At 45.7% G+C, this 22604-nt stretch carries 20 protein-coding genes; 11 read left to right on the top strand and 9 right to left on the bottom strand.

Annotation, left to right across the window (positions count from 1 at the left end):
• Positions 1-48: 48 nt before the first annotated feature.
• Entirely contained in the window at positions 49-492 is a 444-nt protein-coding gene (locus AB4371_RS08985) for a GatB/YqeY domain-containing protein (RefSeq protein WP_017069475.1), read from the bottom strand.
• A gap of 25 nt (positions 493-517) precedes the next feature.
• A complete protein-coding gene (gene rpsU / locus AB4371_RS08980) occupies positions 518-733 on the bottom strand; it encodes a 30S ribosomal protein S21 (protein ID WP_004396009.1) in 216 nt (71 codons plus the stop codon).
• A 258-nt stretch (positions 734-991) separates the two neighbouring features.
• On the opposite strand from rpsU, the gene tsaD reads away from it, so the two are divergent.
• Positions 992-2008: a tRNA (adenosine(37)-N6)-threonylcarbamoyltransferase complex transferase subunit TsaD gene (gene tsaD, locus AB4371_RS08975; RefSeq protein WP_017061410.1), complete on the top strand. Its 1017-nt coding sequence runs from the start codon at positions 992-994 to the stop codon at positions 2006-2008.
• A gap of 106 nt (positions 2009-2114) precedes the next feature.
• Positions 2115-2930, top strand: a complete 816-nt coding sequence (locus AB4371_RS08970; protein ID WP_372149477.1) for an alpha/beta fold hydrolase — start codon at positions 2115-2117, stop codon at positions 2928-2930.
• A gap of 92 nt (positions 2931-3022) precedes the next feature.
• On the opposite strand, the gene plsY is transcribed toward AB4371_RS08970, so the two are convergent.
• A complete protein-coding gene (gene plsY, locus AB4371_RS08965) occupies positions 3023-3619 on the bottom strand; it encodes a glycerol-3-phosphate 1-O-acyltransferase PlsY (RefSeq protein WP_009847793.1) in 597 nt (198 codons plus the stop codon).
• Positions 3620-3757: 138 nt separating this feature from the next.
• Between plsY and folB the strand changes: the two genes are divergently transcribed.
• Genes folB through AB4371_RS08950 form a run of 3 tightly spaced genes read left to right on the top strand, consistent with a single transcriptional unit; the run spans position 3758 to position 5415 of the window.
• A complete protein-coding gene (folB, locus tag AB4371_RS08960; RefSeq protein WP_017080233.1) occupies positions 3758-4117 on the top strand; it encodes a dihydroneopterin aldolase in 360 nt (119 codons plus the stop codon).
• Positions 4114-4596: a 2-amino-4-hydroxy-6-hydroxymethyldihydropteridine diphosphokinase gene (gene folK / locus AB4371_RS08955; protein WP_017061413.1), complete on the top strand. Its 483-nt coding sequence runs from the start codon at positions 4114-4116 to the stop codon at positions 4594-4596. The genes folB and folK overlap by 4 nt, the downstream gene beginning before the upstream one ends.
• A 15-nt stretch (positions 4597-4611) precedes the next feature.
• Positions 4612-5415, top strand: coding sequence for an undecaprenyl-diphosphate phosphatase (locus tag AB4371_RS08950; RefSeq protein WP_010434624.1), 804 nt, complete (start codon positions 4612-4614; stop codon positions 5413-5415).
• Between the two features lie 122 nt (positions 5416-5537).
• Here AB4371_RS08950 and AB4371_RS08945 read toward each other — a convergent pair whose 3' ends face one another.
• Positions 5538-6854, bottom strand: coding sequence for a multifunctional CCA addition/repair protein (locus AB4371_RS08945; protein ID WP_372129608.1), 1317 nt, complete (start codon positions 6852-6854; stop codon positions 5538-5540).
• A gap of 36 nt (positions 6855-6890) precedes the next feature.
• Here AB4371_RS08945 and AB4371_RS08940 point away from each other — a divergent pair, with 36 nt between their 5' ends.
• Positions 6891-8561: an AAA family ATPase gene (locus AB4371_RS08940; RefSeq protein ID WP_372102380.1), complete on the top strand. Its 1671-nt coding sequence runs from the start codon at positions 6891-6893 to the stop codon at positions 8559-8561.
• On the top strand, positions 8561-9553 hold the full coding sequence (locus AB4371_RS08935) for a general secretion pathway protein GspB (RefSeq protein ID WP_372129609.1): 993 nt from the start codon (positions 8561-8563) through the stop codon (positions 9551-9553). The genes AB4371_RS08940 and AB4371_RS08935 overlap by 1 nt, the downstream gene beginning before the upstream one ends.
• 105 nt (positions 9554-9658) lie before the next feature.
• Here AB4371_RS08935 and AB4371_RS08930 read toward each other — a convergent pair whose 3' ends face one another.
• The 3 genes from AB4371_RS08930 to AB4371_RS08920 all read right to left on the bottom strand — a co-directional run bounded on the left by AB4371_RS08930 (position 9659) and on the right by AB4371_RS08920 (position 12547).
• Positions 9659-10270 carry a TIGR04211 family SH3 domain-containing protein gene (locus tag AB4371_RS08930; RefSeq protein WP_017062917.1) on the bottom strand — a complete coding sequence of 204 codons (612 nt, stop codon included), beginning with the start codon at positions 10268-10270 and terminating at the stop codon, positions 9659-9661.
• A gap of 205 nt (positions 10271-10475) precedes the next feature.
• The gene (locus tag AB4371_RS08925) at positions 10476-11738 is read right to left on the bottom strand and encodes an inorganic phosphate transporter (protein WP_017062916.1); all 1263 of its coding nucleotides are present in this window, start codon (positions 11736-11738) and stop codon (positions 10476-10478) included.
• Positions 11739-11866: 128 nt separating this feature from the next.
• Positions 11867-12547, bottom strand: coding sequence for a TIGR00153 family protein (locus tag AB4371_RS08920; RefSeq protein ID WP_010434644.1), 681 nt, complete (start codon positions 12545-12547; stop codon positions 11867-11869).
• A 207-nt stretch (positions 12548-12754) separates the two neighbouring features.
• On the opposite strand from AB4371_RS08920, the gene AB4371_RS08915 reads away from it, so the two are divergent.
• Complete coding sequence (locus tag AB4371_RS08915; RefSeq protein WP_017102953.1) at positions 12755-14272, top strand: inorganic triphosphatase; 1518 nt, start codon at positions 12755-12757, stop codon at positions 14270-14272.
• Between the two features lie 51 nt (positions 14273-14323).
• On the opposite strand, the gene AB4371_RS08910 is transcribed toward AB4371_RS08915, so the two are convergent.
• Positions 14324-15073, bottom strand: a complete 750-nt coding sequence (locus AB4371_RS08910) for a potassium channel family protein (RefSeq protein ID WP_372126295.1) — start codon at positions 15071-15073, stop codon at positions 14324-14326.
• A gap of 97 nt (positions 15074-15170) precedes the next feature.
• Between AB4371_RS08910 and AB4371_RS08905 the strand changes: the two genes are divergently transcribed.
• The 3 genes from AB4371_RS08905 (at position 15171) to hldE (ending at position 21054) form a co-directional block, all read left to right on the top strand.
• Positions 15171-16427: a methyl-accepting chemotaxis protein gene (locus tag AB4371_RS08905; protein WP_019826853.1), complete on the top strand. Its 1257-nt coding sequence runs from the start codon at positions 15171-15173 to the stop codon at positions 16425-16427.
• A gap of 225 nt (positions 16428-16652) precedes the next feature.
• Complete coding sequence (gene glnE, locus AB4371_RS08900; RefSeq protein WP_372149475.1) at positions 16653-19502, top strand: bifunctional [glutamate--ammonia ligase]-adenylyl-L-tyrosine phosphorylase/[glutamate--ammonia-ligase] adenylyltransferase; 2850 nt, start codon at positions 16653-16655, stop codon at positions 19500-19502.
• A gap of 121 nt (positions 19503-19623) precedes the next feature.
• Entirely contained in the window at positions 19624-21054 is a 1431-nt protein-coding gene (gene hldE, locus AB4371_RS08895; RefSeq protein WP_372102376.1) for a bifunctional D-glycero-beta-D-manno-heptose-7-phosphate kinase/D-glycero-beta-D-manno-heptose 1-phosphate adenylyltransferase HldE, read from the top strand.
• A 129-nt stretch (positions 21055-21183) separates the two neighbouring features.
• Here the strand turns inward: hldE and tolC are convergent, their stop codons facing one another.
• On the bottom strand, positions 21184-22503 hold the full coding sequence (gene tolC, locus AB4371_RS08890) for an outer membrane channel protein TolC (protein ID WP_136982227.1): 1320 nt from the start codon (positions 22501-22503) through the stop codon (positions 21184-21186).
• Between the last annotated feature and the right edge of the window lie 101 nt (positions 22504-22604).

The raw sequence follows: 22604 nt of genomic DNA, 5'->3' as shown, positions 1-22604 counted from the left end.
GCCGTGCGTTCCGAAGGATTGCACGGCTTGTTGCAATTTGATTTGGGATTAAGCGAGTTTAGAACGAACTAAACCACTAACTTTACCCATATCTGCACGCCCTTGAATTTGTGGTTTCAAGATAGCCATTACTTTACCCATGTCTTGCATGCCCGCTGGTTGAGCTTCGGCGATTGCGCTATCAAGTAGTGCAATAACTTCTTCATCAGTTAGCGGTTGAGGCATAAAGCCTTCAAGTACCGTAATTTCTGCTTTTTCCACGTCAGCAAGATCTTGACGATTTGCCGATTCATATTGAGCAACAGAATCGCGACGTTGCTTAACCATTTTAACTAATACAGCAAGAATGTCGTCGTCGTTCAGAGTGATCCGTTCGTCAACTTCACGTTGCTTAATTGCTGAAAGAGCTAAGCGGATAGTGCCAAGGCGCGGTTTGTCCTTGGCTTTCATCGCTAATTTTTGCTCTTCTTTGAGTTGTTCAATAAGAGCCATAACTCAGTCCTTATGGATTAAGTTATTAGTACAGGCGAACGCGACGTGCGTTTTCGCGAGCTAGCTTCTTAGCGTGACGCTTTTGAGCTGCTGCTTTAGCGCGTTTGCGAACTGTAGTTGGCTTTTCGTAGTGCTCGCGACGGCGAACTTCAGAAAGGATACCTGCTTTTTCACAAGAGCGCTTGAAACGACGTAGTGCAACGTCGAACGGTTCGTTTTCACGTACTTTAACTATTGGCATATGCCTTTCACCTCAGGGGTTATTCATTATCGCTGGCCACTCAGTACCAAATCAGAGAAGTTACCCATCGAGCTAACTCTCTATTCGCGTTTGGCCATTAACCAGCTTGATCAAAAATGGTGCGGAATTTTAATCCGATCACAGTGGCTTTGTAAAGCACTTTGTCGATTATAGTCTGTACAATATTTGTTTGAAGAGCTTAGGCAGGGTAATATTGCGCTAATTTCCCATTTTAGACGAAAGCGTGCCGAGAAAATTATGCGCATTATTGGTATTGAAACCTCTTGTGATGAAACAGGAATCGCGATTTATGATGATGAGCAAGGGCTGCTTTCTCATCAATTATATAGCCAAGTAAAGCTGCACGCCGATTACGGTGGTGTGGTGCCTGAGCTAGCTTCGCGTGACCACGTGAAAAAAACAATTCCTCTTATTAAAGCGGCATTAGCTGAAGCGAACCTAACGTCGAAAGACATTGATGGTGTGGCTTACACGGCTGGTCCGGGTTTAGTGGGCGCTTTGCTTGTAGGTGCAACGATTGGTCGCAGTATTGCTTATGCGTGGGGCGTGCCTGCTGTGCCTGTCCACCATATGGAAGGTCACCTTCTTGCGCCAATGTTAGAAGACAATCCACCTCCATTCCCATTTGTGGCTCTGCTGGTTTCTGGCGGCCATACTATGATGGTAGAAGTGAAAGGTATTGGTGAATACCGAATCCTTGGTGAATCGATTGATGATGCAGCGGGTGAAGCGTTTGATAAAACCGCGAAACTGATGGGCTTAGATTACCCTGGTGGTCCACTGCTATCTCGCTTGGCGGAAAAAGGCACTCCGGGTCGTTTTAAGTTCCCGCGTCCAATGACCGATCGTCCAGGTCTAGATATGAGCTTTTCTGGTCTGAAGACGTTTGCAGCGAATACCATTCGTGATAACGATAATGATGACCAGACTCGTGCTGATATTGCTTACGCATTCCAAGAAGCTGTTTGTGCAACCTTAGTAATCAAGTGTAAGCGAGCCTTGGTTGAAACGGGCATGAAACGTATAGTGATTGCTGGCGGTGTAAGTGCCAACAAACAACTGCGTGTTGAGCTTGAAGCTCTTGCTAAGAAAGTCGGTGGTGAGGTGTACTACCCACGCACAGAATTCTGTACAGATAATGGTGCGATGATCGCTTATGCGGGCATGCAGCGCCTGAAGAATGGCGAAACGGCTGATTTGTCTGTTCATGCCACACCGCGTTGGCCTATTGACCAGCTAGAGCCAATTGCGTAATTGACTATAGTGTTTCGATAAACGGTCGCCTTGTGCGGCCGTTTTTATATCCTAGCTTACCGACCGTATGTCGATAAATAATTGCTGATAGAGATTAGGGAAGAAAATGAACAAGTTCACAGTAGACAATCAATCGATGGCGTACCTAGATGAAGGTCAAGGCCCTGTTGTTGTACTCGGCCACAGCTACCTTTGGGATAGTGCAATGTGGAAGCCGCAGATCGAAGCATTAAAAACTCAGTATCGCTGTATTGTTCCAGAGCTTTGGTCTCACGGTGAGTCTCAAGCTGCACCCGCTTCGATGCGTAACTTGAAAGATTACGCTCAGCACGTTTTGGCTCTGCTTGATCATTTAGAGATCGAAGAATTCTCAGTGGTTGGCTTATCGGTTGGCGGTATGTGGGGAACGGAGCTTGCCGAATTAGCACCTGCGCGAATTCAGTCATTGGTATTAATGGATACCTTTGTGGGTTTAGAGCCAGAAGTTGCGCACGCTAAATACTTCCACATGTTAGACACCATCACTCAAACTAAGATGGTTCCTCAACCAATTGTTGAAGCGGTTGTTCCACTGTTCTTTGCTAATGATGCTCAAACCAACACGCCAGCTTTAGTTGAAGGTTTTACTCAGCAGTTATCAGCTCTTGAGGGCGACAACGCTGAAGAAGTGGCACGAATTGGTCGAATGGTGTTTGGACGTCGCGATATGATTGAATCGGTAGAGAACTTTGCATTGCCAGTTTTGATTGCCGTTGGTCAAGAAGATAAGCCACGTCCAGCATTGGAATCTTACTTAATGCACGATTGCATTACAGGCAGTGAATTAGTGGTGATTCCTGGGGCGGGTCATATTAGTTCGCTAGAGCAGCCAGAGTTTGTTAACGCTATGCTGAAGACGTTTTTAGATAAACATCTGCTGTAAGCTCTAAAATACTGAGTATGATTGATCGACTCATACTTACGTCGCTTTAAACGTATCTCGGTTTTAAAATGGTTCGGCTTAGACATGACAGTTTAAGCCGATTTTTTTTGCCCGAGTTTTGGTTCGCTGCCATCGAGTAGGCGGCGGATATTCTGGTGGTGACGTAACACGATCAAACAGCACAGCATGGCTACTGGCAATGTGTATTGAGGTTTGACTAACCAAGCGTAGAAAGGGGCAAGTAGCACAGTAACCAGTGCCGCTAAAGAAGAGTAACGAAACAAAAACGCGACCACTAACCAAGTCGCCATGATCATTCCGGTTAGATCGAATCCTATTGGGGCGATAGCGCCAAGTGCGGTTGCCACGCCTTTACCACCTTTGAAGTGGAAGAAGATCGGATACATATGGCCAAGACACGCCGCAATTGCCACAACCCCAAGAATGATTGGGTCGATCTTGAGGTAGTAGCCAAGCCAGACAGGGATAGTGCCTTTCAGCATGTCACACAAAAGGACGGCAGCTGCTGCGCCTTTACCGCCAACACGCAGGACATTGGTTGCTCCTGGGTTGTTAGAACCTACTGTTCGAGGATCTGGGAGCCTCAAAACTCGGCATATCAAGACCGCACTAGAGATTGAACCTAGCAAATAGGCTGCAATGATCATGATTAGTGCCAATGGGGTCATGTCTTTCCTTAAACGGTTATAAGCCTAACGATGGGAAAATAATGCTCAATCCAAGAGTAATTGATATCATATCTCGAATTACGCAAATAATACGTTTTTTTCCCCTATATGGGTATCCGACCTCTAAAAGGACAAGTCATGGCACTGGATAAAGTTTTCATTGAACAGCTAGAAGTAATTACAACGATCGGTGTTTACGATTGGGAACAAGAGATTAAACAAAAACTTGTGCTTGATATTGAAATGGCTCATGACAACCGCCCAGCAGGTAAGAGTGATGATGTGGTTGATGCTTTGGACTACTCGACTGTGAGTACTGCCGTGCTTGAGCACATTGCGAATGGCCGATTTCTATTGGTTGAACGTGTCGCAGAAGAAGTCGCTGAATTGATCATGACTCAATTCTCTGTGCCGTGGATTAAAATCCGCTTAGCGAAACCTGGCGCAGTGCCACAAGCAAAAGCCGTTGGCGTGATCATCGAACGAGGTCAAGCATGACAGTAGCCTATGTTGGTGTTGGCACGAACATAGACCGCGATAAGCATGCAAGGGTGGCATGGACAGAGCTTCAATCGTTAGGGACTAACCTTAAATGCTCTAAAATCTATCACTGTGAGCCCGTGGGTTTTAATAGCCATCCGTTTTATAACTTTGTGATAGAGCTCGACACGTCACTCTCATTGACTGAATTTTCACAGCAGCTGCGTAAAATTGAGTTTAAATGGGGTCGCTCTCAAGATGCGCACAAACTACAAGATCGAAAACTCGATCTTGATATTGTGCTGTTTGGAGAGGAGGTTTCTGAGCGTGAACCAGAATTACCACGCAGTGATATCTACAAATATCCTTTTGTAACACAACCGCTTTATGATCTTTGCCCTGCGAGAGTGATCCCGCAAGACGGAAGAACCGTCAGTGAAATATGGCAGAAGATGCAGCAATTAGACTCGCTCTCTGTCGTAGATATAAAACTATAATTTTTAAGGTAAGTAATGAGTTATTTTGAAGCGTTTATATTGGCGTTGGTGCAAGGCTTTACAGAGTTTTTACCTATTTCCAGTTCTGCACACCTAATCCTTCCTTCTGCTGTTTTAGGCTGGGAAGATCAAGGTTTGGCCTTTGATGTCGCTGTCCACGTTGGTACTTTGGCAGCTGTTGTTATCTATTTTCGTAAAGAAGTGGTCTCTCTGTTGAGCGCATTCTTTGGTTCAGTGTTTAAAGGCGATCGCAGTAAAGAAGCGAAGTTAGCGTGGATGATCATTCTCGCGACGATTCCTGCGTGTATCTTTGGCTTGTTGATGAAAGATATTGTTGAGCTTTACTTACGCAGTGCGTGGGTGATCGCGACGACAACGATTATCTTTGGTCTATTGCTATGGTGGGTGGACAAGAACTCAAGCCTGCGCGACGACGAATACCAAGCGGGTTGGAAAAAGGCGCTGTTTATTGGTCTTGCTCAAGCAATGGCGATCATTCCGGGCACGTCTCGTTCTGGCGCAACCATTACCGCGGCGCTTTACCTTGGTTTCACTCGTGAAGCGGCAGCTCGATTCTCTTTCTTGATGTCTATCCCAATCATCACTCTGGCGGGTGGTTATTTAGGCCTTAAGTTGGTGACAAGCGGTGACCCAATCCATGTTGGCACTTTGCTAACGGGCGTGGCGGTGTCTTTCATCAGTGCTTACATCTGTATCCACTTCTTCTTGAAGCTTATCTCTCGTATGGGCATGACACCGTTCGTTATCTACCGCCTGATTCTAGGTTGTGGTCTGTTTGCTTTCTTGATGATGCAGTAACAGACACAGACACAGACACAGACACAGGCAACGGTCACAGGTAACGGTCTCGCTGTAAGAATTGAAACAAAAGGCCCGCTTAACTGCGGGCTTTTTATACGTTTTAGGTAGAGCGGCGACGATTAACTGCTAGCGAGTTCTGATAGGGCGTTTTCAATTGCGATGGCTCTGCGTTTCTCTTGTTCTTCTCGAATATCTTTACCTTTAAAGCCATCGGCAATAATCGCCTTAACTTCGACTTGCAGCGCCGCTTGGTAAGCCACTTCAAAACGCGCTTTTTGAGGATAAGGTTGATCTTCTAATCCTTTTCGGCCTGCGTGATCGGCTTGGCAGCAAAGCAGTATATCGTCGAGCCTATCTGGCTTACGCCAAACATCAAACTTGTTGAGAACCTTGAGAAAGGTGGTTGGTTTGAGCTCGCCTGCGCGGTGGATATTAGAATGTTGCTCGCACACTAACAACGCAAGGTCTCTGAACTCATTGGGCACTCTCACTCGCTCACACAGTTTCTTGATTATCTTAACACCTGTGTGGCAGTGCATTTTATGGCTTGGCCATTCAGCTTGTGGTGTGACGCCTTTACCTAAGTCATGCACTTGAGCTGCAAAGCGTACCGGTAGCGATGGGCTTAATAGTGCGGCTTGCTGAGCAACCATCAGAGTGTGAATACCCGTGTCGATTTCAGGGTGCCATTTTTCAGGTTGAGGGACGCCAAATAGAGCGTCAATCTCAGGTAATACGACTGCCAATGCACCACACTCTTTCAATACAGAGAGGAACACTTCAGGGTGCGGTGTACTAAGAGACTTATGCCACTCTTGCCAAACTCGCTCTGCAGTAAGGTGTGCCAGCTCACCAGATTGGACGATCTCACTCATCATATCCATGGTTTCAGGTGCAACCGTGAAGTTAAGATGGTGAAGCTTGGCGGCGAAGCGAGCCACACGCAGTACACGAAGAGGGTCTTCAACAAAAGCGTCTGAAACGTGTCTTAAGATACGATCCGAGAGATCTTTCTGGCCATGATAAGGATCGTGAAGTTGGCCTTTATCATCTTGAGCTATAGAGTTGATGGTCAGATCTCGACGCATCAGGTCTTCTTCCAAACTCACGTCTGGCGCGAAGTAACATTCGAAGCCTGTGTAACCAGAGCCTGATTTTCTCTCAGTGCGAGCCAGTGCGTGCTCTTCTTTGGTTTTTGGGTGCAAGAATACCGGGAAATCTTTTCCCACAGCAGTAAAGCCAAGGTTTTCCATCTCTTGAGGGGTACTCCCTACCACGACCCAATCTCTATCATAACTATCAATATTGAGCAGCTTATCGCGCACTGCTCCACCGACTAGATAGCGTTGTAGCCCGTTGTCTTTTGGTAGGCTATCGTAAATTTGCAACTTATCACCTCGAAATGTTTTATCACTGCTGGACTTTACTGCAAGCAATGGTACTTTCCATTAATCGTAATTATAGGGCAGCACATGTATAAGGAATATTTTGGCTTCGTTGAGATGCCATTTTCGATTGTACCAAATTCTCGCTACTTGTTTTTGAGTCAGCGCCATCAAGAAGCGATGCAGAACCTACAAGCCGGTTTAGGCGAGGGTGGGGGCTTTGCGATGCTTACTGGTGAGGTTGGTACAGGGAAAACAACGGTCGCTAAGGCGATGTTGTCTTCATTGGATAGTCATACTCAGGCTGGCCTTATACTTAACCCTACGTTTTCAAATACGGATTTACTAGAAGCTATCTGCGATGAGTTTGAGGTCGAGTACCCAGAACAAGCATCGTTGAAACAGCTCAGTCAGGCTATTCATTATTTTCTACTTGATAGCCATGCCGAAGGCATTCAAACCCTATTGGTGATCGATGAAGCCCAACACCTCGCTGCCGATGTGTTGGAGCAGTTACGCCTTCTAACAAACTTGGAAACCGACAATCGTAAGCTGTTAAAAGTACTGTTGGTCGGCCAGCCGGAATTACAACAGCACTTACAAACCACGCAGCTACGTCAGCTAGCACAGCGCATTACTGGTCGTTATCACTTACTGCCTCTTAATACCGAAGAAACGGGCAAGTACATCGCGTTTCGTTTGGAGACGGCGGGTGGCGAGCAGATGTTGTTTTCGAACCGTTCTATCAAGCTGATTGCTCAATATACGCATGGTATTCCAAGGCTCATTAACTTGGTGTGTGATAAAGCACTGCAGTTGGCTTTTCATGACGGTGAGCAGCTACCGAGCAATGAAACGGTTAACCGAGCGTGTCAGCAGGTTATGTCCTTTCAGGCCGATGTGTATCACGTCGAGAAAGCTCTAACTTCTCGTGTCGCGCCTAAGTTATTCCAATACGCAGGGATTGCGACGTTAAGCGTTGGTCTTGCAATAGCGACCTTTAACTTCGCTCCAAGCTATATCAATGCTTGGTTGCCTACGGATGCATCAAATGAAGCAAAGACGGAAGTGTTAGCACGTACTCAGCGTTCTTTGGTATCAGATGTTCCTAAGTTGGTTGCTGAGCCAAAACCTGCCAAGTTTGAATTGCCACAACACATTCAACAACATTTGATGCAGGGGACCAATCGTTCTCTCGCTATCAAAGACTTGTATACGCTGTGGGGATATCAATCTTCACTGCGTGATGGATTGTGCTTAAGTGAGCCACAAAGTGTTTTTGTGTGTGAGCAGCAGCAGGCCAATTTGGATACATTGTTAGAACTAGGTGTGCCTGTGGTACTTAATCTCGACATAGACCAAAAGCCAGTGTTTGCTGTGCTGTATGGCGTGTCTAAGGATTCTGTCGAGTTGCTGGTTAATGAAAAGCTGTTGGTGATGCCGAAGCAATCCTTAGAGCAAATCTGGCAAGGCGATTACGTCGCTATTTGGAAGCAGCCGCTGCGAGAGACCCTTAAAGAGGGCTATCAAGGTGAAGCGGTTGCTTTGCTTGATCTACTGCTTTCTGAAGTATTAGGAGAGGTTGTTTCCGGTAGTGATGTATTTGATTATGAGTTAAAAATGAAAATCGAAGCATTTCAAACGTGGCAAGGTATGTCTGTTGATGGCATTGCAGGTAAGCGCACCTTAGCAAGATTGCAGAGATTAGCTCAACTCGATTCGCCTAAGCTGATGTCACTAGAAGGGGGCGAAAGCTAATGTCACGTATTATGCACGAACTTAAACAGCCGTCTCACAAGCCATCTTCTATTAATCAGCACTCTCTTAGCAAACCAAGCTTCAAAGGCTACCAGAATCATCATGTTCCTAATTCTGCAAAAGGGATGAGCAACAAGCGAGGTTCATCGTTAGCGATGGGGCTACTCTTAATCTTGGTTCCTTCTTTGTTGGTGGGTGGCGTCTTGGCTTATCAATCGTATATCCAACAACAAGAAGCCGTGAACCAAGCTGCCAATGTCGCTCTGCCAGAATTTAAAACTGAATCAGACATTGAGCCTGAAATTGCGGATGCTGATATAGCAAGCATGGATGCCGTGTCTGAGGAAGAAGATGCCTTGTTCACCGTTCGCCCTGCACCGGCGAGCCAACCGTTGAAAGCATTGCCACGCCAAGAGATGTATGCACAGATTGATTCTGGCGCTAATCGTGCAAACACCGCTGGTGGCTCAGCAGTGATCTTCGCTAATGCTGATAACAACACTCAAATGACAGCCAGTTCTGAGTCGTCATCCGTTCAGCCAGGCGCGAGTGATGAAACGACTGCTCTGCAATCAAGCACTGATCAGCAATCAAATAGTGACTTACAATCGGACAGTGATCTGCTGCAAGGGCTAGACCTCAGTGAGTTGCCACCTGATTTGGCATTGAAGCTTGAATCCATTATGGGGGAGCGACAAAGCACTCCTGAGCCGATGGACTCTAGACCCGCAGGGCAAACAGGCTCTCAGGTTATTGAGTTGGAAACGCACACCAATAGCTTATCAGGAGTCCTTCCTAAGTTAGACCTACAAACTCATATGTACTCGAGCAGCGAGACCAAACGTTGGGTAAAAGTGAACGGCCAAGAAGTGGCGCAAGGAGATTGGATTGGACAAGACATTCAATTACTAGAGATTAAGCCACAATCAGTGATCATAGAGTTCAATCAGCAGAAGATAGAAATCCCAGCTCTGTACGAGTGGAAAGGCTAGCGAGCTCTAAAGGTATCTAGATAACAGACAAATAAAAAGGAGCACCTCGGTGCTCCTTTTTGATCTTCGATACTGAATTTACTGTACCTAATACAAGCGTTACGTCTACGCCCAACCGTTTGGTGATTTTCTGCGACGAGGCATGATGTGTGGCAGAACAAGGCCTAGAAGTAGACCAATACCCGCAACACCACCACCGTACATGAAGTACTTCAATAGTAGGTCGTCTTTTTGAGTGTCTAGCTTAGCGCGCAGTTCACGGTTCTCTGTTTGAGAACTCGTTAGCTGTTGGCTAATTTCACTGTAGTTCTGTTCTAGTTCAGCAATCTGCTTGTTACGAGAATCTAGAGAGCTTGCTAGGCCAGCTTTTTCGCTGTCAGCACTCTGACGAGCATTCGCTAGCTTGCCTTTAACTTCCGTCAGCTCTTTCTCTAGCTTAGGCATACGCAGTGCCATGCTTTCTTGAGTGCTTACAAACTTGCTTTCAACCCAACCTTTACGGCCACGGTTGTCTTGAATTTGGGTGTAACCCGTACTCTTGTTAGTTTGTAGGAATGTAATCTTTTCACCAGCATCAACACTACCGATGATACGGAATGTGTTGTTTGGGCCAGAATGCATATAAGTAAATAGTTTGTCAGCAATATAACGGTCTTGTGCAAAGGCAGCTGGAGCCGCAAGCATTGCGAACAAAACTAAGCTAATCAGTTTTTTCACAGTAAATCCCTTAACGATTCAAATTGGGTAGGCGTATGAGTCAGCCTCAATCAGCAAATAATATTTAGTTTCTTTATGCGGTGCAACAAAGAAGGGAGGCAAAGCCTCCCTTTCTGTGCGTTTGAGTCAATAATGACATGGCATTTACATATCGTTACTGAAGCTCACACTGTTCTGACGCTAGTATTCACTAACGCAGTCGCGATTACATAGTAAACGCAGCTTGAATTCCGTAGAAGAACACAACAGCAAGTAGAGCACCTGCAGGTAGTGTCACAATCCAAGAAGCCACGATATTACGTACAACGCCTAAGTTTAGTGCTGCGATACCACGAGCAAAACCAACACCTAAAACAGCACCAACGAGTGTTTGTGTAGTAGAGATTGGAAGGCCAGTACCTGAAGCTAGTACAACCGTACATGCAGTTGCAAGTTGTGCAGCAAAGCCACGGCTTGGTGTTAGTTCTGTAATACCAGTACCAACGGTTGCCATTACTTTATGACCCATTGTTGCAAGACCAACAACGATACCGAATCCACCTAGAGGAAGAATCCACCATGCGATAGTACTCTTACCTGTGATTTCACCCATGTGCTCAACGGTTGATACAACAGCAGACAGTGGACCAATCGCGTTCGCAACGTCGTTTGAACCGTGTGCAAATGCCATCGCACAAGCTGTGATAACCATGAGTACAGAGAAGATGCCTTCAACACCTGCAAAGCCGTGGTCTTCTTCGCGGTTAGCGAATTTCTTCTGGATGTATAGGTAACCGCCGATCATTACAAGCGCAGAAACGCCAGCAGCCCAAACCCATGCTTCAGTGTTGCTTAGGTGAAGACCAACGTGCTTAAGGCCTTTCTTGATGGTTACAAGTGCAATTACCATTGTTGTAATGAACATGTATACCGGTACAAAGCGTTTCGCGTTAAATAGCGGGTTCTCTGTATCAAAAATCAGTCGTTGAGCACTTACAAATATGACGTAAGCGAAGAAACCGGAAATAACCGGTGTGATAATCCAACTGCCCACAATGCCTTGAACGCTGTTCCAGTCTACCGCTTCAGTACCTACAGACACACAAGCGAAGCCGATGATTGCACCGATGATTGAGTGAGTCGTAGAAACCGGCCAGCCCATGTAAGAAGCGAGAAGTAGCCATGTACCCGCAGCAAGAAGTGCTGACATCATGCCGTACACAAGTACATCTGGTTGATGAGCGAATAGAGACGTTTCGATAACACCTTTACGGATCGTGTCTGTTACTTCGCCGCCCGCAAGGTAAGCACCTGCGAATTCAAAGATCATTGCGATAATGATCGCTTGTTTAACGGTTAAAGCTTTAGAGCCTACAGAGGTGCCCATTGCGTTCGCAACGTCATTTGCACCAATACCAATAGCCATCAAGAAACCGAAAGCTGCTGCAACAATAATCAGGACAGTGCCGTAGTTAGCAAGGATATCCATCGTAATACCTAGTTGTTTGATAACAAGCGGAACAAATTTAGACGCAAAAAACCGCTCAGCGAGAGGAATACTCAGCGCATAAGTGGTTTGTTCAAAAAATGCTCTTCGTTATATGGTTAACGTATGATTTAAGATCGAGAAAGCATTACTTCAAGACGAGCGCCTACACGCTGTGCTTGATCTGCAATACCACCAACCCATTCAAGAATTTTGTATAAGAACATGATATCAACTGGATTCAGATCGCCTTCAATTGCCATTAGTTGTTGGCGTAGTTCGATCTGCATCGCATCCGTGTCATCTTCAATTACATCTAATTGATGAATCATTTCGGCAACGAGTGTTACTTCACGGCCTTTAAAGCCAGTCTCAAGTAATTCGTCTAATTCATTGATTACGTTTTGTGCTTGGTTCGCTGCATCTAGACAACGTTTAACGTAAGCGATGAAGTTTTCTTGCATAGGAGCAGGAATGACAAGTTGACGACCATATACACGGCCAGCAATGTCTTTCGCTAGGTTTGCGAGTTTGTCTTGTTGCGTTAATAGCTCCAACATATCGGTGCGATCAACTGGCATAAACAAACCACGAGGAAGTTTAAGGCGAATTTCACGTTTTAGTACGTCAGCTTCTTTCTCAAGGTGAGAAATTTGAGCTCGAATTTCTGATGCTTTTTCCCAGTCACCTTTTGAAGAAACTTCAAAGAAATTAACTAGGTGAGAACAACATTCGTTCACGCATACTACGTGACGCTGCAAAGGTTTAATTGGGGACTTTGCAAATAACCCCATAATTGTATTTACTGGCATGGTCATCCAACCTAATAAATAATAACCTTAAAACAACATACACCATATTCATGGTGAAATGTTAAGCGATGGCTACAAAGTCGCGCATGTTAACCTAATCAATCTCTCATTAAAACTGTTTTAGATCATCATAAGGGCGATATTTCTGACTTGCCGACTTTTCAAATTGGCAATATCCTGTCCCTATCTTCACAGAAAGGTATAACTATGGAAACCGAGATAGAACTGAAGTTTTTTGTTTCTCCTGAATTTTCAGAGACTTTACGCAATAAAATTGCTGAAACTAAAGTACTTCAGCACAGTTGTCGTGAGCTAGGTAACATCTACTTTGACACCGCTGACAACTGGCTACGTAAGCACGATACAGGCTTACGCATTCGACGCTTTGATGACGTATTTGTACAAACCGTAAAGACTGCTGGTCGTGTGGTTGCTGGCCTGCATCAAAGGCCTGAATACAATGCAGAACACGACAGCAACGAACCTAAGCTAGCCCTGCACCCAGAGGATATCTGGCCAGCGGGTAAAGACATCGAAACGTTGCAAGCTGAGCTGACTCCTCTGTTCTCTACCAACTTCACGCGTGAGCAGTGGTTGATTGGTATGCCTGATGGTAGCCAAGTCGAGGTCGCATTTGATCAAGGCTTCGTTGAATCAGGCGATCTACAAGAACCGATTTGCGAAGTTGAATTGGAACTTAAATCCGGTCAAACGGATGCGCTATTTACATTGTCTCGCCAATTCTGCGAACAAGGTGGCATGCGTTTGGGTAACCTAAGCAAAGCAGCTAAGGGTTACCGTCTTGCTCAAGGTTATCAAGGAGATGAAGTCACTCCTTTGACCTTAGTTGATACTGACAAAAGTGATACCGTTGAATCGTGTTTCATTCAATCTTTAGAGCATGCTCTCGCTCATTGGCACTATCACGAGCAGATTTTCACTGAGCGCCAATCGATTGAAGCGCTACACGAGATCAGTCACTCGCTGAGTTTTATCCGCCAGACTTTCACCATTTATGGTGGCATTGTCCCTAGACGTGCGAGTGCTATTTTACGTCAAGAGTTGAAGTGGCTTGAGCAAGAGCTCGACTGGCTGAAAAGCTATGATCACTTCGAAGACTTGCTGGAAGATAAAGGACACGTGCTGCGTAAACTCGATGCGCGTAAGTTCTTAGTCGCTGAGCTTAAAGAGATGCAAGAGCAACTGCCAGATCGTGAAGATCTGCTTACCTTGCTGAGCTCTGCTCGTTACACCGGTTTATTGTTGGATCTGAGCCGTTGGATCTTGTCTCGTGGCTGGCAGCCTTTCTTAGATGAGAAAGCGCGTGAGCAAATGGGTCGTGGTATCGAATGGTTTTCCGTGCAGCAACTCGATCGCACATGGGCAGACTTGATGGAAGCTTTCCCGCCAGAGCGAGTGATGACCAGCCAAGCGTATATTGAGCAGCAATACCGTTTGATGCGTAATCTGTATTCTGGTGTTGGTTTCGCGAGTTTATATGATGACGCTGAACGAAACAGCTTCCGATTGCCATGGGCCGATATGGTGCAAGGCATTGATGATTTGCTGGCACTTAAAACACTGGAGCCTTTGACTGAAAAGTTGGAAGGTGATGAGAAGGTTCAGCTAGAGCGTTGGTTGGCTCGTCAAGAAGTGTCCATTCTGCATGCGATGGAACAGACGCGCCAAATCAGTGTTGAGGTTGAGCCATACTGGCAAGACTAAACTCAACAACCGTATCAATATAAGTATGAATTTGAAAATAGGGCTACGGCCCTATTTTTTTGTTTGTTGCTCAAGTTTTTCGAGTCGCTCTAAGATCTTTTGTTGCTGCTCGATGATCTTCTCAAGGTGTTTCTCTTTGTTTTCCGCTCGTTGATTCTCATGATGAGTTGGGGAGGTGATCAAAGAAGTGATCAAGCCTGAAATCATACCAAACACACCGACACCGCAAATGATCACCATAGACGCGACTAATTTTCCTGAGCTCGTGACTGGATAATGATCGCCATATCCCACCGTACTGATAGTAACGAAAGCCCACCATAAAGCATCTTGGCCAGTGGTGATGTTGGCAGTTGGATCTTTGTGTTCTAACAGCAGTATTGTTCCCGCTCCTATGGTCAGGAGAATGACCAGTAACAATATAATTGAGGCGAGGGTGGTTTCTTTACGATTGCGGAATAGCTCTCTGAAAACACGTTTCCCCGAGCGAAGCACAAGAATCACACGCAGGATCTGAAAAATGCGAGCGAAACGAAGTGGTTCGATCATTGGGATGCTTGCTAAGAAATCGATCCAGTGTACTTTTAGAAATTCTTTTTTGTTTTGTGATCTGAATAGATCAATTGTGAGCTGAAAAAGAAAAACACTACAGATTATAAAATCGAGGCCGATAAGGACTTGTTTCGATTCTTTATCGATCGGTACGAACAATAAGCCTGAGATCACAAATAACGCTAAGAAAGAGAGAATCAGTGACAATAAGCTCATCGGCTTGGTGGCGTCTTTGGTATTATTCAACATTCATACGAGGCTCAAAATAAATCGCGAACTTTGACTGACATAGCCACCTCGCGGATATAGAAGCCATCAATATATAAGAATTAATGGAGAACTGACAATGACTAAACTGTCATTCAAGCCGTGGGAAAGGGTAATCTCTGACGTTCGTCTCGTTCCAAAAATGGTCATGTTGATGATATTCAGCACTATCTTGATCATTTCGAAGCAGCTATGGGACGCAAGTACGTTTTACGATTCATTGCTTGCTGTAACCAACAATGCGCAAGTCGCACAACAGCATTACGAGACTTACCTAGTTCAAGTGGCTTGGCAAACAGCCTTGATGATCATTGTGTTTGTGGTTCTTCTGTTAGCAGCGGCTCGCGTTATGCTGCGCCAGACTCAATACCTTAATGACGCCATTAAGACCATGGCAGACAAGAACTTATCAGTGCCGATTCAAATGGACTGTAAAGATGAATACGGCGATGTGGCACGCGAACTTGAAAAAACTCGCGTTCAACTGAACGACATGATCAAAACTCAGGTGGCCTCTTCTGATGAGCTGTTTGCTCTGACGGAAGTGATGACCATCAGCATGTCTGAAACCAAAGATTCAGCTCAAGAAGAGTTCAACGAGATCGATCAACTGGCAACAGCAATGAGTGAGATGACGTCGACGGTGCAAACTGTCGCTGAGCATGCACAAAGCGCTTCGTCATTGACTGAACAGGCATCAGGCCAAGCTCTTACTGGTCAGAAGTTCGTTCAAGGATCAGTGTCTAAGATGAGTGAGCTATCTTCAGATATCGCAGCATCTGCAGCAGCGGTAAACCAAGTAGAAGAACGCGTTGACTCAATTGGCAGTGTGGTTGGTACTATCCAAGGCATTTCAGAACAGACAAACCTACTAGCATTGAACGCTGCAATTGAAGCGGCACGTGCCGGTGAAGCGGGTCGTGGTTTTGCGGTTGTTGCTGATGAGGTTCGTAACCTTGCACAGCGCACTCAGCAAGCGACGGTAGAGATTCAAGACATGATCAGTCATCTACAAAGCAGCGCTAACTCCGCGGTAGAACTGATGGAGAAGAGTGTTGTTGAAGCGGCTGAAGGTGTTGATCTGGTGACTAACGCGGGAAGTGAGCTTGACGGCATTGTAAGCCAAGTCAATCAAATCAATGATATGAACTTCCAGATCGCGACCGCTGCAGGCCAACAGAGCAGTGTTGCTGAAGAGATGAGCGTCAACCTGACCAATGTACGCGAGCTTGTTGAAGCTTCAGTTGTGGTGGTTGGTGAACTGCTCGAGACCTCTCAGCTTATGGAAAGTAACGCGCAAGAACTCGACGGTAAGATTAAGCAATTTAAGGTTTAGTCCTCAGCACCCAATCTTCATCCGTCAAAGGCTAATTCCCAGAGACTGTTTCTCGGTTGTAAGCTCAACCAGATAAGTTAATCGATAAAACGCCCACATTGCTAATGTGGGCGTTTTTTATTGGCGTAACTTTGGTATAACTTATCTTTAGTTATGAAAACTCGTTATTGAAGAACTGAATCGATAAACCGATTGTTCGGCGCGCAGCTTATACAAGGAAGAAACATGCCATTGCCTTCTCAACTCATCACTCACTCCCAGTCTGCTTTTGAGCAATTATTAGAGCATCAAAGTGAAGCCATCAATACTTGGTCTGAGCCACTGACTGAAGATCTTAAACGTGTACTCGGTTTAAGCTGTTTTATTGGTGATTGCCTGCAGCGTGATACGGTTTTATGTGGTGACTTACCTAATATGTTGGCATGCGAAGAACGCGCTGAAGGATACCGAGAACGCTTGGCTGAATTACTTTCTAGTTGCACCGATGAAATGAGCGGTCAGCGCGTGCTGCGTCAATTCCGAAATCGAGAAATGACCTACATTGCTTGGCGTGATTTTATGGGTTCGTGGGAGCTAGAGCAGAGCCTAAATCATCTATCGATGTTGGCTGAGGCGATGATCTTCGAAACCTACCAATGGCAGTACGATATTTGTTGTAAAGAGTGGGGCACACCTTGTAATGAACAAGGCGAAGCACAGCCGATGTTGATCATTGGTATGGGCAAGCTAGGGGGCGGTGAGCTTAACTTCTCTTCCGATATCGATCTGATCTTCACCTACCCAGAGAATGGTGAAACCCAAGGTGCAAGACGCAGCATTGCCAATGCGCAGTTCTTTACACGTCTCGGGCAACGTATTATTAAGGCGCTTGATCAGCAAACCTTCGATGGATTCTGTTATCGAGTAGACATGCGCCTGCGTCCATTCGGTGAGAGTGGTCCACTGGTCATGAGTTACGCTGCGCTAGAAGATTACTATCAAGAACAAGGTCGCGATTGGGAACGCTACGCTATGGTCAAAGCGCGTGTGATGGGCAGTGAGATGTACCCTGAGTATCAAGAGCTTCGCCAAATGCTACGCCCGTTTGTGTTCCGCCGTTATATTGATTTTAGTGCGATTCAATCTCTGCGCCGAATGAAGTCTATGATCAGCAGCGAAGTGCGTCGTCGTGGTCTCTCGAACAACATCAAGCTTGGCTCTGGTGGTATTCGTGAAGTTGAGTTTATCGCACAAGTCTTCCAATTGATTCGTGGTGGACGCGAGCCTAGCTTACGCGGTCGAGGGTTACTCGAAACCTTAAGTGCGATTGAATCCCTTCATCTGCTAGAGTCTGAAGAGGTGGGGCACCTACGTGAAGCTTATCTGTTTTTGCGTCGCCTTGAGAACCTGTTACAAGCCATGGCTGATAAGCAAACTCAAACCTTACCTGACGGTGAATTCGAACAACTGCAGCTTGCGGTTGCCATGCAATTTTCCGATTGGGATAGCTTGATTGTGGCAACTCGCGCCCATATGGCGAATGTACATACCGTGTTCGAAGACCTAATTGGCGTTGATGAAGATGACGCTAATCCGATCGCGAGCCACTTTAGCGAGTTGTGGGATATGGCCCATAAACCCGATGTAATTGAGCACGTGTTGGAACACGACATTGCGGTCGCGAGCCCGCCTGATGCGGCGAAAACGATCATTCAGTTTAAAGCCGATTTGGCTAAAAAGACTCTTGGCCCTCGTGGGCGGGAAGTCCTCAATCGACTGATGCCGAAAGTGTTTCAAGCGCTGTACACCGCTAAGGATGCCGAGTTTGGTTTGTCGCGAGTACTGCATCTGCTGCATAAAATCGTTACGCGTACCACTTACCTTGAACTACTAGATGAACACCCTGCCGCGTTGACTCAGCTAGTTCGCCTGTGTACGGCAAGCCCGATGATTTCGGAGCAGTTGGGTCGTTATCCAATTCTGTTAGATGAACTTATCGACCCTCAGCAACTCTACAATCCCGTGCATTTAGAGTCTTACAAGACCGAGTTGCGTGATTATCTAGCCCGTATCCCTGAAGATGATATGGAGCAACAGATGGAAGGTCTGCGTCAGTTTAAGCAGACCTGTATATTGAGAATTGCAGCCGCGGATATTGCGGGTGCTCTACCTGTCATGAAGGTCAGTGATCACCTGACCTACTTAGCAGAAGCCATTGTGGAGGCGGGGGTCAATCAAGCTTGGTTACAAGTATCCGCCAAGTTTGGTGAACCGACCCATGTTAAAGATCGCGAAGGTCGCGGTTTTGCTGTCGTTGGTTATGGCAAAGTCGGTGGTTGGGAGCTTGGTTATAACTCCGATCTTGATATCGTGTTCATGCACGACTGCCCGGTACACATCTATACTGATGGAAAGAAAGAGATCGATGGACGCCAATTCTACTTAAGATTAGCGCAGCGTATTATTCATATTTTCTCGACCAGAACTGCTTCTGGCATTTTGTACGAAGTCGATACTCGCCTACGCCCTTCTGGTGCATCTGGTCTATTGGTGAGTCCAACCGATGCCTTTGACGAGTATCAGCACAATGACGCGTGGACATGGGAGCACCAGGCCCTCACTCGTGCTCGTATGATTTACGGTGATGACTTATTGGTATCTGCGTTTAACAAAACTAGGCATGAGGTTTTGTGCTTGCCACGAGATGAGGCAACACTCAAAAAGTCAGTTGTGGATATGCGTGAAAAAATGCGTGGCCATTTAGGCGGTAAAAAAGCCGATCGATTCATGCTTAAACAAGATGCGGGCGGTATTACTGATATTGAGTTCTTGGCGCAATACTTAGTGCTGAGATACAGCAACGAGAAACCTAAGCTTACTCGTTGGTGTGACAATGTGAGAATCTTTGAAAGCTTGTTGTCGCAAGGGATAATGGACGAGCAACAAGGTATGGCATTGACCAATGCGTACACCACATTAAGGGATGAAATCCACCACCGTAATCTACTTAACCTTGATGCGGATGTGGCGATTGAAAAGTTCGAAATGGAAAGAGAACATGTTGTTCAGGCATGGAAGCAGTGGATGGAAGCATAATTCAGTCATAGCGTAGCGAGTGCTATGTTTATCTTGATAGGCTTTTACTCATTTATCTGTAGTTTAGCCACTGTAATCAGTGTGCTAGACTCTAGCCAGATTCGATTTTTGGAGCTCAACAATGAAACCAATTCTACCTGACTACAGCCAATCAGGTGTTCTTATTGTCGGTGACGTAATGCTTGACCGTTACTGGTATGGCCCAACTGGCCGTATTTCACCAGAAGCACCAGTCCCCGTTGTGAAAGTAGAAAATAACGAAGAGCGTCCTGGTGGTGCTGCCAACGTAGCAATGAACATTGCCTCTCTTGGTGGGCATGCTCATGTTGTTGGTTTGACTGGTAAAGATGAGCCTGCTGAGGTGTTGAAAAGCACTTTAGGTGCTCTGAAGGTTAAGTGTGATTTCGTTGAGTTAGAAGACTATCCAACCATCACCAAACTACGAGTGATGAGCCGTGGTCAGCAGTTGATTCGCTTGGATTTTGAAGACAAATTCGAAAACACCAACCCAGAGCTTATTCTGTCTCGCATGGAGCAAGCCCTACCAAATGTACGTTCGGTTATCTTGTCAGATTACGCGAAAGGTGCATTAGAGCATGTACAGAGCTTCATTCAAAAAGCACGCGCAGCCAATGTTCCTGTATTCATCGATCCCAAAGGCGCGGATTTAGAGCGCTACCGTGGTGCGACATTACTTACACCAAACATGGCAGAGTTTGAGCTGGTTGCAGGTAAAGTGAAATCAGAAGAAGATCTTATCGAGAAGGGTATTGCCTTGATCGAGAAGTATGACTTTGAAGCTCTATTGGTGACTCGCAGTGAAAATGGTATGACTTTATTACGTAAAGGTCAGGCACCATTCCACTTGCCAACCCAAGCGAAAGAAGTGTACGACGTAACTGGTGCTGGTGATACGGTTATCTCAGTACTGGCTGCGTCTGTTGCAGCTGGTAAGCCATTGGATGAGGCGTGTGCATTAGCGAACGCTGCAGCTGGTGTCGTTGTTGGTAAGCTAGGTACGTCAACGTTATCCACGATAGAGCTAGCTGAAGCGATTCACGGTAGTCAAGACACAGACTACGGTGTTATCTCTGAAGCGGCACTGGTTGAAGCGGTGAAGCGTGCTCGTGCGAAAGGCGAGAAGGTGGTGATGACCAATGGCTGCTTTGATATTTTGCATGCTGGTCATGTTTCTTACATGAATCACGCGGCTGAGCTGGGTGATCGTTTGATCGTTGCGGTGAATACTGACGAATCAGTGAAACGCTTGAAAGGTCCAGGTCGCCCTGTGAACCCAACTGATCGTCGTATGGCGGTATTGGCTGGCTTAGGTGCAGTTGATTGGGTTGTCCCATTCTCTGAAGATACACCTCAACGTTTAATCTCTGAGGTATTGCCAAGTATTCTTGTGAAAGGTGGTGATTACAAACCTGAAGATATCGCTGGTGGTGCGGAAGTGATTGCTGCTGGTGGTGAAGTTAAAGTACTTAACTTTGAAGATGGTTGCTCTACGACTGAAATCATTAAAGCGATTAAAGGTGGTCGAGGCTAACTCTTAGCCTTCCCGTTTTCTAGTCTCAAGGCTTAACTTTGAGCTAGGTTGAGAATTAGCTTTCAATAGATAATAAAAATGCCGCTCAATGAGCGGCATTTTTGTAGGGGTAACTTAAGTAATTAATAATTACTTACTTGCTACTTTTAGACCTGCGTTTACATCAACAATGTCTTGTTCGCTTAGCGTACCAACCGCTTGACGAAGCTGAAGTACACTTAGGATGTAGTTGTAACGAGCATCTGAAAGGTTTTTGTTCGCATCGTATAGACGACGAGTCGAATCTAGTACGTCAACGATAGTACGAGTACCAACATCAAAACCAGCTTCTGTTGCTTCTAAAGCAGACTGAGCAGAAACTACAGACTGTTCGTAAGCGCGTAGAGCACCGATCGAAGCACTGATGTTGTTGTTGAATGCACGTACGTCTTTTACAACGCTACGGTAAGTCGCTTCTAGATCTTCACTTGCTGCAACGTAGTTGTATTCAGCCTGTTTAGTCAAAGAAGTTGTGCTACCACCCGTGTATAGAGGTACAACTAAGTTCAAACCGATGTTTAGGTTATCAGAGTCGTAATCATTTGTGCTGTTAGAACTGTCGGTTTGTTCTGCAAGACCGTAGCTACCATCTAACGTTAAGCTTGGTAGGTGACCAGAGCTCGCTAGAGATATGTTATCTTTTGCTACGTCTTGAGAGATACGTGCAGCCAATAAGCTAAGGTTCTTTTGTTCTGCTTGTTCAACAAGTGCAACAGCAGACTCAGAAGATTTGCTTGCTGAGAAACGATCAGTATCTAGGATGCTTAGGTTAGAGTGTTCCTGACCTGTAATCTCACGTAGACCTTCGTAGCTATTTGTTAGGTCGTTCTCTGCAAGAACTTCATCAGCCAAAACGCCATCGTACTGAGCTTGTGCATCGTGTACATCGGTGATTGCTGAAAGACCCACTTCAAAACGTTGCTTAGTTTGTTCTAGTTGACGAGCAACCGCTGCTTTTTCTGCACGAACAAACTCTAGGTTATCTTGAGCTCTAAGTACTTCGAAGTATGCTGTTGCAACACGAAGGATCAAAGCTTGTTGTTCTGCCGCGTAAGCTGAATCAGATTGACGAGCAGTTTTCTCTGCCGTGTCTAGAGTGATCCAAGAAGAACGCTGGTAAAGCTCTTGACTGAAACCAATTCCAACACCCCATTGGTTGTTGTCATTACTTGCGTCTTTATAGTCACCACGATTAATGTCGTAGTTCGCAGTCAAATTGATTTGCGGTAACAAAGAGCTACGGCTTGACGTTACTGCTTCAAAAGCGGCATCGCGCTGCGCTGCTGAACGAAGAAGTTGTGGATCGTTCTGTTTTGCTTGGTCGTAAACTTCAGCTAGCGTATCAGCAAAAGCTGACGAACTCAGGCTGCCAATTGCTGCACTGATAAATAGTGGAAGCAGTTTTTTCATTTTCCTATTCCTGCCTTTTATGGAATTTTCTTTAGAAGAGTTTAACCCAGTTTGGTGGTAATTTACTCGAAACTTTGCACTTTTTTACAGTTAACTGTCCA

The sequence above is a fragment of the Vibrio sp. 10N.261.51.A3 genome (genome assembly GCF_041471965.1).
GTDB classification, from domain to species: domain Bacteria; phylum Pseudomonadota; class Gammaproteobacteria; order Enterobacterales; family Vibrionaceae; genus Vibrio; species Vibrio crassostreae_C.
The sequence above is the reverse complement of the archived record's forward strand: the minus strand, read 5'-3'. Positions and strand labels throughout refer to the sequence as shown.

Bases quoted from the DNA above. Each gene is read 5' to 3' on its own strand.
- hldE (WP_372102376.1), top strand. From the start codon at position 19,624: ATGAAACCAATTCTACCTGACTACAGCCAATCAGGTGTTCTTATTGTC.
- glnE (WP_372149475.1), top strand. From the start codon at position 16,653: ATGCCATTGCCTTCTCAACTCATCACTCACTCCCAGTCTGCTTTTGAG.
- plsY (WP_009847793.1), bottom strand. From the start codon at position 3,619: ATGACCCCATTGGCACTAATCATGATCATTGCAGCCTATTTGCTAGGT.
- AB4371_RS08940 (WP_372102380.1), top strand. From the start codon at position 6,891: ATGTATAAGGAATATTTTGGCTTCGTTGAGATGCCATTTTCGATTGTA.
- AB4371_RS08985 (WP_017069475.1), bottom strand. From the start codon at position 492: ATGGCTCTTATTGAACAACTCAAAGAAGAGCAAAAATTAGCGATGAAA.
- AB4371_RS08925 (WP_017062916.1), bottom strand. From the start codon at position 11,738: ATGGATATCCTTGCTAACTACGGCACTGTCCTGATTATTGTTGCAGCA.
- rpsU (WP_004396009.1), bottom strand. From the start codon at position 733: ATGCCAATAGTTAAAGTACGTGAAAACGAACCGTTCGACGTTGCACTA.
- AB4371_RS08910 (WP_372126295.1), bottom strand. From the start codon at position 15,073: ATGTTGAATAATACCAAAGACGCCACCAAGCCGATGAGCTTATTGTCA.
- AB4371_RS08970 (WP_372149477.1), top strand. From the start codon at position 2,115: ATGAACAAGTTCACAGTAGACAATCAATCGATGGCGTACCTAGATGAA.
- AB4371_RS08950 (WP_010434624.1), top strand. From the start codon at position 4,612: ATGAGTTATTTTGAAGCGTTTATATTGGCGTTGGTGCAAGGCTTTACA.
- tsaD (WP_017061410.1), top strand. From the start codon at position 992: ATGCGCATTATTGGTATTGAAACCTCTTGTGATGAAACAGGAATCGCG.
- AB4371_RS08920 (WP_010434644.1), bottom strand. From the start codon at position 12,547: ATGCCAGTAAATACAATTATGGGGTTATTTGCAAAGTCCCCAATTAAA.
- AB4371_RS08905 (WP_019826853.1), top strand. From the start codon at position 15,171: ATGACTAAACTGTCATTCAAGCCGTGGGAAAGGGTAATCTCTGACGTT.
- AB4371_RS08915 (WP_017102953.1), top strand. From the start codon at position 12,755: ATGGAAACCGAGATAGAACTGAAGTTTTTTGTTTCTCCTGAATTTTCA.
- tolC (WP_136982227.1), bottom strand. From the start codon at position 22,503: ATGAAAAAACTGCTTCCACTATTTATCAGTGCAGCAATTGGCAGCCTG.
- folK (WP_017061413.1), top strand. From the start codon at position 4,114: ATGACAGTAGCCTATGTTGGTGTTGGCACGAACATAGACCGCGATAAG.
- folB (WP_017080233.1), top strand. From the start codon at position 3,758: ATGGCACTGGATAAAGTTTTCATTGAACAGCTAGAAGTAATTACAACG.
- AB4371_RS08935 (WP_372129609.1), top strand. From the start codon at position 8,561: ATGTCACGTATTATGCACGAACTTAAACAGCCGTCTCACAAGCCATCT.